The sequence below is a fragment of the Neobacillus niacini genome, from assembly GCF_023715785.1.
Classification (GTDB): Bacteria; Bacillota; Bacilli; order Bacillales; family Cytobacillaceae; genus Neobacillus; species Neobacillus niacini_E.
The window spans coordinates 154091-164394 of record NZ_JAMBOX010000013.1; the positions used below are offsets into that span (position 1 = coordinate 154091).

At 43.4% G+C, this 10304-nt stretch carries 13 protein-coding genes; 8 read left to right on the forward strand and 5 right to left on the reverse strand.

The window, feature by feature from the left end; all coding sequences use genetic code 11:
• Window positions 1-65: 65 nt before the first annotated feature.
• Window positions 66-305 carry a spore germination protein GerPB gene (locus M3234_RS21055; RefSeq protein WP_262306589.1) on the reverse strand — a complete coding sequence of 80 codons (240 nt, stop codon included), beginning with the start codon at window positions 303-305 and terminating at the stop codon, window positions 66-68.
• A gap of 14 nt (window positions 306-319) precedes the next feature.
• On the reverse strand, window positions 320-541 hold the full coding sequence (locus M3234_RS21060; RefSeq protein WP_262306590.1) for a spore germination protein: 222 nt from the start codon (window positions 539-541) through the stop codon (window positions 320-322).
• A 191-nt stretch (window positions 542-732) separates the two neighbouring features.
• Between M3234_RS21060 and M3234_RS21065 the strand changes: the two genes are divergently transcribed.
• From M3234_RS21065 to M3234_RS21075, 3 genes are all read left to right on the forward strand, one after another.
• Window positions 733-1092, forward strand: coding sequence for a YisL family protein (locus tag M3234_RS21065; RefSeq protein ID WP_262306591.1), 360 nt, complete (start codon window positions 733-735; stop codon window positions 1090-1092).
• A gap of 113 nt (window positions 1093-1205) precedes the next feature.
• On the forward strand, window positions 1206-1478 hold the full coding sequence (locus M3234_RS21070) for a ubiquitin-like small modifier protein 1 (RefSeq protein ID WP_262306592.1): 273 nt from the start codon (window positions 1206-1208) through the stop codon (window positions 1476-1478).
• A 1-nt stretch (window position 1479) separates the two neighbouring features.
• Entirely contained in the window at window positions 1480-1752 is a 273-nt protein-coding gene (locus tag M3234_RS21075) for a MoaD-like domain-containing protein (RefSeq protein ID WP_464514976.1), read from the forward strand.
• 118 nt (window positions 1753-1870) lie between these two features.
• Here the strand turns inward: M3234_RS21075 and M3234_RS21080 are convergent, their stop codons facing one another.
• On the reverse strand, window positions 1871-3703 hold the full coding sequence (locus M3234_RS21080) for an aldehyde ferredoxin oxidoreductase family protein (protein WP_262306594.1): 1833 nt from the start codon (window positions 3701-3703) through the stop codon (window positions 1871-1873).
• 193 nt (window positions 3704-3896) lie between these two features.
• On the opposite strand from M3234_RS21080, the gene M3234_RS21085 reads away from it, so the two are divergent.
• Window positions 3897-4928, forward strand: coding sequence for a ThiF family adenylyltransferase (locus M3234_RS21085; protein ID WP_262306595.1), 1032 nt, complete (start codon window positions 3897-3899; stop codon window positions 4926-4928).
• A 42-nt stretch (window positions 4929-4970) separates the two neighbouring features.
• On the opposite strand, the gene M3234_RS21090 is transcribed toward M3234_RS21085, so the two are convergent.
• Window positions 4971-5534, reverse strand: a complete 564-nt coding sequence (locus M3234_RS21090; protein WP_262306596.1) for a DUF2777 domain-containing protein — start codon at window positions 5532-5534, stop codon at window positions 4971-4973.
• A 339-nt stretch (window positions 5535-5873) separates the two neighbouring features.
• Here M3234_RS21090 and M3234_RS21095 point away from each other — a divergent pair, with 339 nt between their 5' ends.
• Complete coding sequence (locus M3234_RS21095; protein ID WP_262306597.1) at window positions 5874-7364, forward strand: alpha-amylase family glycosyl hydrolase; 1491 nt, start codon at window positions 5874-5876, stop codon at window positions 7362-7364.
• Window positions 7365-7457: 93 nt separating this feature from the next.
• Window positions 7458-8330, forward strand: a complete 873-nt coding sequence (locus M3234_RS21100) for an SDR family oxidoreductase (RefSeq protein WP_262306598.1) — start codon at window positions 7458-7460, stop codon at window positions 8328-8330.
• 50 nt (window positions 8331-8380) lie between these two features.
• Here M3234_RS21100 and M3234_RS21105 read toward each other — a convergent pair whose 3' ends face one another.
• Complete coding sequence (locus M3234_RS21105; RefSeq protein ID WP_066317196.1) at window positions 8381-8872, reverse strand: YajQ family cyclic di-GMP-binding protein; 492 nt, start codon at window positions 8870-8872, stop codon at window positions 8381-8383.
• Between the two features lie 139 nt (window positions 8873-9011).
• Here M3234_RS21105 and M3234_RS21110 point away from each other — a divergent pair, with 139 nt between their 5' ends.
• Both M3234_RS21110 and M3234_RS21115 read left to right on the forward strand, forming a co-directional pair.
• The gene (locus M3234_RS21110) at window positions 9012-9875 is read left to right on the forward strand and encodes a CvfB family protein (protein WP_262306599.1); all 864 of its coding nucleotides are present in this window, start codon (window positions 9012-9014) and stop codon (window positions 9873-9875) included.
• A 72-nt stretch (window positions 9876-9947) separates the two neighbouring features.
• Entirely contained in the window at window positions 9948-10079 is a 132-nt protein-coding gene (locus tag M3234_RS21115) for a DUF3941 domain-containing protein (protein WP_081810752.1), read from the forward strand.
• The last annotated feature ends 225 nt before the right edge of the window (window positions 10080-10304 follow it).

Here is a 10304-nt window from a genome sequence, read left to right on the forward strand (position 1 = left end):
AATATATGCATGTTTCCTGCTAAATATTTTGCAAGATGGCAAGTTTATAGTGACCATTCATTTGCTTACTGGACCGGTGCTTGCAGCGGCACAGCAGGTGCAAGCGCTTCTGAAGAAGGAAGCTCGGCTGCGACTTCGCCTGGTTTGATTGCGGCTGGAGCGGGCTGTGTAAAGCCTCCAGTATTTGATAAGTAGGCAACCGGTTTAATGATGCCGGCACTGCCAATCTGTAGGACAGAGGAGTTGGTAATACCCCCAATTTTAATAAAATTTATTTGAATGTTCTGCTGAATATAGAAATTCATGGAACCACCATTCCTTACATATTAAAGGAATTTGCCTGATCAATCATGTCTGGATCATAGGTATTTGTGGTGCTTAAACTGTTGTGGACATCAAGCCGCTCGCCCGTATTAAAGGAACCCGCACCGGAGAATGTTTTAGCGGCGGCAAATGGCATAATTTTATAAACATCCCCAATGTGAAACACAGAGCTGTTTCCCAAGGTAATTACCTGAGCAACTCCAACAATTGCCGGCATAAACAACACCCTTTATAATTAGATTCCTAATATCTTATGAGTGGGCGAATATAATGTGATACATTCGCCCAAATATTAGCACCTTTTCTGTTGGAATAATATAGTTTCTACTGTTTTCGCCTTCCTAATTTTCGTGTTTTTTGACAGCCTATGGTATGATAGTTTCGAATAATGTTATAGGAGGCAAATAAATGATTCATGGTCATGTTACAGCATGGGTTTTGGCGCTAATTCTATTTTTTGTTGCCATGGCTTTACAATCCAGCGGGAAAGAAAAGGGCGCAAAAATTGTTAAAATGATTTTAAGGGTGTTATATTTATTAATTATCGCAACTGGTGTCGGGCTGATATTTTCACTTGCCAAAATTAGTGTTCTCTACATACTTAAAGCCGTCGTTGGCCTTTGGATCATCGGACTATTCGAAATGATTCTTGGCCGCGTTGCCAGCAAACGAAGAACATCAGTATTTTGGATTCAGTTTGTCATTGCCTGGGCACTGGTTTTATATTTGGGCTTTATTCAATTGCCAATGTCAATCATGAATCCTTAATGACTTAACTACGGCTGTCGGGATGTGCTCCTGGCGGCTTTTTTTTGGAATTAATTTGCTGACAATTCTGGCTTTTGGTTTTAAGATTAATAGTAGTGAGAGGAGTGGAGAGAATGATTGTTAAGGTGTTTGCTAACCTCAGAGAAATTTGCGGCGGGGTTACCGTCGAGGTTCATCCTGATGGCGACAGGGTCATCGATGTTTTGGACAAAATGGTTGAAATGTTCCCTGCTTTAAAGGATGAACTATTTACAGCAGATAAAAAATTGCTTCCTTTTGTTCATGTGTATGTAAATGGCAAGAATATCATTCATCTTGACGATTTGCAGACGCAGATAGCCGATACAGACCAATTTGCGCTATTTCCGCCCGTTGCCGGTGGATAATATGATACATAAAGAGTTAGAGTTTCGAGGCATCAAAATGGAACACCTTGGCATGTATTTTGAAGAATTGGGCGCTAAACAGAAAAGGGATTCTTTTCCCTATGTTTTTGAAGCGGAAGGTTGGAGAGGGGAAATCCTCGAAGAAAAAGAGATTGCTTTTACCCAAAGCTTTAAGGTAAATTCGATAAAGATACGGTTTTATGCTGTCAGTGAAAAGCTTCTTAATGAAACAATCAAACATTATCGTTATAAAACTACCAGAATAGGCGGATAAATGGAAACTCGCCGATTGGCGAGTCCGTTAGGACGAAGACAGAGGCGTAGTTGAATTTATACTTTCCTATTAGCTAAATAAGGCTCCCGCGGAAATTCCGCAGGAGCCTTAATAATTACTAAACGGTTTGTTTAAATTCAGGGTCAATAATCCCTAACTCACGAAGCTTGGCTTCAGGTACAAGCCCATCTTCCCAGCCGCGGACTTGATAATATTCTTCCAGCATAATATCCATGCGGCTGACAGATCCGGCACTATTCCCGGAGGCGGGCTCCTCAGTAAAGCGCTTCGGAAGGAAATCATCCTCGCGCTTGTTAAAGCCGGCAAGGTTATTGTAATAGCGTTCAAGATTGTAAATTCTTTCCCCGGCCTTCATCACATCTTCGGCAGTCATCGGGATACCCGTCATGGCACTATATTGCTCGGCATAATGCTCCGCGTTTTCGGAGAAGGAAGAGAATTTGCAAATATTCATTGAATCGGAGAATGCAAGCATATCTTGGAATACTTTTAATAACTCACCTTTTCCTTCAGGCTTCAAGCGGTCAGTCGGTTCAGGGATGCCGGCAATTTCGCTTGCGACAGTATAGCCGCGAAGGTGGCAGGCACCGCGGTTACTCGTCGCGTAGCCAAGCCCGATCCCCTGGATACCGCGTGGGTCGTAAGCAGGAATTGATTGACCTTTAACAGACATGGACAATTCAGGCGCTCCCCAAGAGGCTGTGGCCCGGGCAGGACCTTCGGCAAGGACGCCGCCAAAACCCTCACGATAGGCAATTTTTCTGGTCAATTCAATCATTGAATCCGCATCGCCCCAGATTAACTCTTCAGAAATAAGCCCTTTTTCGTACGCTTCCATTGTTACCGAGAATGCATGGCCAAGCTCGATTGTATCAATGCCATATTCGTTACAGCGGTCAATCAGGTAGGAAATCGCTTCGGCATCACTTAGCAAACAGTTTGAGCCAAGGGACCAAGCCGATTCAAACTCGATGCTTTCCACTCGAGTTTTGTATTTGCCATCCTTCACTTCCACCTCGATCTTACAGCCGACCGGGCAGGCATGGCACGTGTTATTGGCAATGCGCAAGTGTGTATTTACATATTCGCCGCTGTGCTTTTCGGCATGCTCCCAATGGGTAAGCTGGGAGTTCTTGGTTGGAAGGGCACCAACTTCATTGATTAAGTTTGTCAATACGTTAGTTCCATAAACGGAAAGGCCGCCTTTATTAGGCGCTGTTAAGCCGCCGTCAAGAATCGCTTTGACTGCCTTTTTGTTGGCTTCTTTATATTCGTTTTCAAGTTTTGCCACAGGCATATTGCCTTTTTGCGCAGCCTTGATGACAATGGCTTTTAATTTCTTGTAACCAGCAACTGCAGCAGTGCCACCGCGTCCTGCCGCACGGTCGTGCTCGTTGATGAAGGAGGCGAAGCGAACAGTGTTTTCCCCGGCTTGGCCAATCGTCATAACGCTTAGATCCTGCTCACCATGTTCATCCTTCATAGCCTTAATGAATGCTCTTGTGCTAGTGCCCCAAAGGTTTGAAGCGTCACGGAGCTCGGCGTTGCCATTTTCAATGTACAAGTAAACAGGCTTATCGCTTTTTCCTTTTACAAGGATATTATCAATCCCTGCCCACTTAAGACGGGCCGCAGTCCATCCGCCCATATGTGAATCCGAAACCGTTCCAGTCAGTGGTGATTTTGTGACTACACAAAGTCGTCCGCTCATGGAAGAACGTGAACCAGTTACTGGACCGGTCATAATGCATAATAGATTTTCAGGCGATAGCGGTTCCACTTCAGGGCCGTTATCCAATACATACTTAACCCCAAGGCCACGGCCGCCGATGTACTTTTTTGCATCCTCTTCATTGATTGACCTGTAATCGATTGTTCCCGATGTTAAATCAACTACTACTTCTTTGTTTTTAAAGCCGCCAAGATTCAAAGCATTTCCCCTCTTTCATTTTTAAACTAATCTCCTACACATTTAATTTTATAAGTAAAGAGATTTGACATTAAATTACTTTAAACCCAATTTTAATTATACCATTTTTATAATTTTTTTAAAATTAAAACTTTCGTCATTTAAATTTGGTAAAATGTAAATAAAAGAGACAGCTGTGGAAAAGAGGTATTGTATGAGTGGCTTAGATCGGTATTCAAGGCAAATTTTATTTGCTAAAATTGGCGAAAACGGTCAACGAAGGCTACTTCAGAGCCGGGTGGCCATTGTTGGTGCCGGGGCGCTTGGCACTGTCATTGCCAATCATCTTGTCAGGTCCGGTGTAGGCTATATCCGGTTAATTGACCGGGACTTGGTCGAATTATCGAACTTGCAGCGGCAAACTCTGTTTGATGAAGACGATGCCCGACTAAATCTTCCGAAGGCTGTTGCTGCACGATACCGCTTAAATAAAATTAATTCCGAAGTTGAAGTGGATGCCGTCATTGCTGATTTAAATCTAGAAAATGCCGAAGATTTGTTAAAAGGTTTTAATGTGATTGTCGATGGTACCGATAATTTTATGACCCGGTTCTTAATAAATGATGTCGCTGTTAAACATGGGATCCCGTGGGTTCACGGGGCCGCCGTAAGCTCTAGGGGAATGTTTGCCGTATTTAAGCCGGGAAACACGCCATGTTATCGCTGCTTGTTTCCGCATGTCCCCGCAGGTACCGGCGAAACCTGCGATACTGTCGGTGTTTTATCCCCACTAACGGATATAATCGGGTCCTTTCAGGCGATGGAAACAATTAAGCTATTGGTGGGCACAGGGGAATCAACACCAAACCTGGAACAAATCGATATTTGGGATGGCACATCGATGCAGATGGATATCTCACAAGGAAGAAATCCGCAATGTCCGGCATGTGTTAACGGCCAATTCGATTTTCTTGACCGCTCCTCGGAACGGCAGGTTGTTTATACCACTTTGTGTGGCCGGGATACTGTTCAAATTACCCCTCAGAGTGGGCAGGAACTTGATTTAATTAAACTTTCGGAAGCTTTGGGAAAAAGCGGGAGAGTTGCAGTGAATGAATATTTGCTCCGCTTTTCACCTGTAGAGGCGATATCCATGACGGTGTTCAAGGACGGGAGGGTTTTAATTCACGGAACAAATGATATCGTTGCAGCAAAAGCGCTGCATGCCAAATATATAGGGACCTGAAGGAAATAGCAAAGGCTCGGGGAGGTTCCCGAGCCTTTTACACTAGCTAATCATTTTTTCAATAATCAGACGTTTGCCGGTATTTAAGGTAAATTCAAAGCGGTCGCTGATTTTTTCAAAGTAGCAGAAGTGATGCTGAACGCTGCAAATCTGTTCTTGATTGTCAAACACCATAAAGTTTACACCATCTTTCCGGTTCTCATCGGAAAGGAACGATAAATGGTTATAGCAATAGATACAATCATAGATTGAAAAATTTAATGAATTTAACGTTGTGACAAACTGAATAAAGGCATCATCATTAATTCCGTCAAGGAGTCTCTCGAGCGAATAGATCAAATGCTTTCTGATTCTCACGAGGTCCTGGTCCCTGAGCATGGTGACTTCGTTGCCGACACGGATTTTCCCCGGCTCCTGTAAAACTCCTTTTTTCCAACGGTTCATCCGAAAGATTTCGATCTCCTGGTGTAGGTATTCTTCCAGCATCGATGCCTCTTCCGTTTCCTCATCAAAAAATATCCATTGATCGTTTATATGTTCTATAGAACCTTCTGTATAAGCTCTTTTTTGAATATCGTATAGGTGGATTCGTTGCTGTCGATTCATCGTTAACCTCCGTGGCAGATGCTTTCATTTTTCTTTTTAGACATCTTCATAGATTTTTATAACTCCATTATTTTAAAAAAACTATGTATTGCAATGCAGGGTCTTACGGCCAAAAACATCCCCAGTGTGGAAAAAACATAATATTCTCCTTACTAAAAGGATATTCGGTTTCTTGCCGTTTGACACAAAAGTTCCGTTATCCGCCTATAAAGAATAGGCATGTGCAGATAATGCTTTAGGCGGAAAATATTGATTAAAGTTGGAATAATAAACAAGGTTGGATTAAAATGAGTATAGGCGAGGAAGTCCACCTCGCTTTTTTTGTGAGGAGGCATTTCTATGAGAAAAATAAATCTAATATTGATAGCAGTGTTTTTATGTTTGTCTACTCCTGTCGACGCGGCGGAAAAAAAGGACCGAAACTGGCAGGATGAAACGATATATTCGATGGTGGTTGACCGATTTAATAACGGGGATACCAGCAATGATGTTGATGTCAATGCCAATGACCCTTTAGCCTATAACGGCGGGGACTTCCAGGGCATCATTGACAAACTGGACTACATACATGATATGGGCTTCACAGCCATTCGTTTGACGCCAGTGTTTGATAATGCGCCAAAGGGCTATCACGGCTATTGGGTAGAGGATTTCTACAAAGTGGATGAGCATTTTGGCACAATGAAGAAATTTAAGCAGCTTGTAAAAGAAGCCCACAAGCGAGACATGAAGGTATTGATTGATTTTGTCGCAAACAATGTTGCGGAAAGCCATGAGTGGGTGAAGGATCCCGGCAAGCAGGATTGGTTTCATAAAAAGAGTCAACAGGAGTTAGAAAATGCGTGGGTTGACGGACTGCCAGATCTTAATCAGGACAACCCAGAGGTGCGGGACTATTTAATTGAGGCTGCAAAATGGTGGATCAATAAAACAGATATCGACGGCTACAGTCTTCCGCAAGTTAATTATGTTCCAGTCAGCTTTTGGCAAGAGTTTTCGGCAGCAGTCAAAAAAGAGAAGGCCGACTTTTTCCTTGTTGGGGTGCCTGCTGAAAATCAGGAAATAGAGGCAGAACGATACGAGTCCGCAGGGATTGACAGTTTATTTGATTATGCTCACAATGAAAATCTTAGGACGGTTTTTGCCAATACGAGCCGTTCATTCGAATCTCTTAAAACAAATCAGGAAAATGGACAGGCAACTACTACTTTTTTCGATAATGAATTCACTTCAAGATTCACGAAGGATATTGTGGATGAACGTCAGTTTCCTGGTTCGCGCTGGAAGACAGCGTTAACCTATCTTTACACCACACCGGGTGTTCCAGTTGTTTATTACGGAACGGAAATTGCGTTAAATGGCGGGGAAACCCCTGATAACCGTAGCTTGATGAGTTTCCGGGCTGAAAAAGAGCTGATGGATTTTATTACGAAGCTTGGGGAATTAAGGAATAAACTGCCTTCTTTAACCAGAGGAACAATGGAAATGCTCTACGACAAAGAGGGAATCGCTGTTTATAAGCGTATTTATCAAGGCGAAACCTCGATTATTGCTATTAATAATACCCGGGAATCACAAAAGGTTACCCTAACCAGCGAACAGCTCGAGGACGGGAAAGAGCTGCGCGGCTTACTGACCGGAGACGTGGTCCGCCCTTATAAAGACCAATATAATATCATCATTGACCGTGATAATTCGGAAATCTATGTCCTCGCCGAAAAAACAGGGCTAAACCTGCCGTTAATTTCAGCAGTAGGTATATCTGTTTTATTGATTCTGGTGTTCTTGGTTCTGATCATTAAGCGAAGTAAAAGGAATATTGTAGAATAAACAGTAAAGCATCGGACCCGGTGCTTTTTTCATTATATTTTGACTCATTTTTCTAACACTAATAAATGATTTTATTAATGGAGGTATAGAAGAATGAGCAGTTCCCAAACTCAGCAAAAGCAAACATTCCCGCCGCAACACCAAAATCATCAACCTGGAATTGAGAGTGAAATGAACCCACGGCCAAATTCAGTCGCCCCGAACTATAGGGCAGCCGGAAAATTAGCCGGAAAATCAGCCATTATAACAGGCGGTGACAGCGGAATTGGCAAGGCTGTTGCGGTTTATTTTGCCAAAGAAGGGGCAGATGTGGCCATTGCGTACCTTGATGAACATGGGGATGCAGAGGAAACAAAGAACTTGATTGAAGCGGAAGGCCGTAGATGTCTTCTGTTTTCGGGCGATGTGGGGGAGGAGGAATTTTGCAAAGAAGTAGTAAATAAAACAATCGAGCAATTCGGCAGGCTCGATATTCTGGTCAACAATGCTGCCGAGCAACACCCACAGCCAAGCATTCTGAATATAACATCGGCCCAACTGGAAAGAACATTCCGGACCAATATTTTCTCTTATTTCTATATGACAAAAATGGCGTTGCCATTTTTAGAGAAAGGCGCATCGATAATTAATACGGCTTCCATCACTGCCTACAAAGGAAATGAACAATTAGTGGATTATTCCGCAACCAAGGGAGCGATTGTGACTTTTACCCGGTCATTGGCTCTCTCTCTGGCACCGCAAGGCATCCGTGTAAACGGTGTCGCTCCCGGGCCGATCTGGACTCCGCTCATTCCGTCTACTTTCCCAGCAGACCAAGTCGCAACTTTTGGGTCAGATACGGAAATGGGGCGGGCAGGCCAGCCTTGTGAGCTGGCACCGAGTTATGTATTCCTGGCCTCTGAGGATTCCTCCTACATGAGTGGACAAATGATTCATGTCAATGGAGGGACCGTAGTTAATGGGTAACACTAATAAACAATAAAAAGGCGGAAAGGATCATCCTTTCCGCCAAATCATTATCTATAGTTGATAAACTGCACATCTACAGTCAGGTCGGCTTCACGTACCAAAGAGATGATTTTTTGCAGGTCATCGCGGCTTTTGCCGGTAACACGGATTTGGTCATCCTGGACCTGGCTCTTTACCTTTACACCGCTGTTTTTAATAATGGTATTAATTTTTTTTGCATTTTCCTTATCGATGCCTTGAACAAGCTTGGCCCGCTGGCGGACAGTACCGCCTGAGGCTTTTTCAATTTTACTGTAATCAAGATTTCGCACCGGCACGCCGCGCTTAATCAGCTTGCTAAGCAGAACGTCTTTTAACTGGTCCATCTTGTACTCGTCATCAGATACTAAAACAAGCTCTTCCTTTTCCAGCGTAACCTCACTTTTGCTGCCTTTAAAATCGTAGCGGGTGCCAATTTCCTTCATTGTTTGCGTTACGGCATTCGATACTTCAGAAAAGTCAACTTTGGACACAATATCAAATGAACTATCCTTTGACATAATTTACCCTCCATTTTTAAAAAATAATATGTACAGGTGTTTGCTAAGATTTCCATTCATGCCTCCATTATAGTAAAATATAGCAGTTCATTACAACTTCGAAAATAACAGCTCCGAAGTGCAAAAAGGAGAGAATAAAATGGCTATAAAAGAATTTATTGGTCAAAGTACAATCTTAACGGTTGCCCGCAAGGCTCCGTTCGGCTATTTTTTATCAGACGGCAATGAAGATGTTTTATTACATAAAAATGAGGCAAATCGGGAGCTTGAAGACAACGAGCAGGTAGAGGTGTTTATCTTTGTCGATTCAGAAGGGCGCCCGGCCGCTTCCATGGTCATCCCGGAAGTGTCTGTTGACCGCTATGCCTGGGTCAAGGTAACGGATGTAAAACCGGAGATCGGCGTCTTTTTAAATATTGGCCTGACGAAGGATATTTTGCTTGGAGCAGACGACCTGCCGGCACATCGGTCCGTTTGGCCAAAACCGGATGACTTGCTTTATATCACTTTAAGGGTTAACCGCAGCAATCTGCTGTATGCAAAACTTGCAACAGATCCGGTTATCCAGTCCATTTCGGTTGAAGCAACCCGAAAGGAATTCAACAAAAACGTCCAGGGGCATATTTACCGCACAGCCAAGGTTGGCAGTTGGATTTATACCATTGAAGGCTTTAAAGGGTTTATCCATGAATCCCAGCGCAGCCAAGAGCCGCGTCTTGGGGAGAAGGTGGAAGGGCGGATTATCGATGTTAAGGAAGATGGAACCATCAACGTATCCTTGCTTGGCAGAAAGCAGGAGGCACAGGATGTTGATGCTGAAAGGATTTATGACTATCTTCTTAGCCGAAACGGGGCGATGCCGTACAGCGACAAAAGCATGCCTGAGGACATTCAGGAACGATTTGGTTTAAGTAAAGCAGCCTTTAAACGCGCTCTTGGAAAGTTGATGAAAGACGGAAAGGTGTATCAGGAAGATTTGTGGACATATGTAAAGAAAGATTGATCACACGGTTACATAGTCTTTTTCAAATTGACAGACACTAGAGTGAAAGCAATTGGAAAGGAGTATGAAATAATGCCGCACACTTCTGATAATGATAAAAAAGCGCAAGACAATAATGCCTTACGTCACGAAAAAAACATGATGCGGGAAAAAAACCGCCAGGCCGGCAAAAACCAATATTCAAAAAAAACGGATCACAAATAAAAACTCGCCACTGGCGAGTCAGGCTGTCGAGAAAGTTTCGACAGCCTTTATTTTGTTTATTTTCTTTAATAATTCACCGCGTTAATTTGTTATAATACTATTAATAAATAGACTATTCGATATGTCTGTTGATTTGCGCTCCAGGCACTTCGCTTTCCGCGGGCGTGCCTGGGAGCCTCCTCGGCGCAAGCGCCTGTGGGGTCTCCCACTGCCCCGTACTCCCGC

What these genes read in the sequence shown, in the direction of transcription:
- M3234_RS21100 (WP_262306598.1), top strand. Translation starts at nt 7,458, where the DNA reads ATGAGCAGTTCCCAAACTCAGCAAAAGCAAACATTCCCGCCGCAACAC.
- M3234_RS21055 (WP_262306589.1), bottom strand. Translation starts at nt 305, where the DNA reads ATGAATTTCTATATTCAGCAGAACATTCAAATAAATTTTATTAAAATT.
- M3234_RS21105 (WP_066317196.1), bottom strand. Translation starts at nt 8,872, where the DNA reads ATGTCAAAGGATAGTTCATTTGATATTGTGTCCAAAGTTGACTTTTCT.
- M3234_RS21115 (WP_081810752.1), top strand. Translation starts at nt 9,948, where the DNA reads ATGCCGCACACTTCTGATAATGATAAAAAAGCGCAAGACAATAATGCC.
- M3234_RS21110 (WP_262306599.1), top strand. Translation starts at nt 9,012, where the DNA reads ATGGCTATAAAAGAATTTATTGGTCAAAGTACAATCTTAACGGTTGCC.
- M3234_RS21095 (WP_262306597.1), top strand. Translation starts at nt 5,874, where the DNA reads ATGAGAAAAATAAATCTAATATTGATAGCAGTGTTTTTATGTTTGTCT.
- M3234_RS21065 (WP_262306591.1), top strand. Translation starts at nt 733, where the DNA reads ATGATTCATGGTCATGTTACAGCATGGGTTTTGGCGCTAATTCTATTT.
- M3234_RS21090 (WP_262306596.1), bottom strand. Translation starts at nt 5,534, where the DNA reads ATGAATCGACAGCAACGAATCCACCTATACGATATTCAAAAAAGAGCT.
- M3234_RS21075 (WP_464514976.1), top strand. Translation starts at nt 1,480, where the DNA reads ATGATACATAAAGAGTTAGAGTTTCGAGGCATCAAAATGGAACACCTT.
- M3234_RS21070 (WP_262306592.1), top strand. Translation starts at nt 1,206, where the DNA reads ATGATTGTTAAGGTGTTTGCTAACCTCAGAGAAATTTGCGGCGGGGTT.
- M3234_RS21060 (WP_262306590.1), bottom strand. Translation starts at nt 541, where the DNA reads ATGCCGGCAATTGTTGGAGTTGCTCAGGTAATTACCTTGGGAAACAGC.
- M3234_RS21085 (WP_262306595.1), top strand. Translation starts at nt 3,897, where the DNA reads ATGAGTGGCTTAGATCGGTATTCAAGGCAAATTTTATTTGCTAAAATT.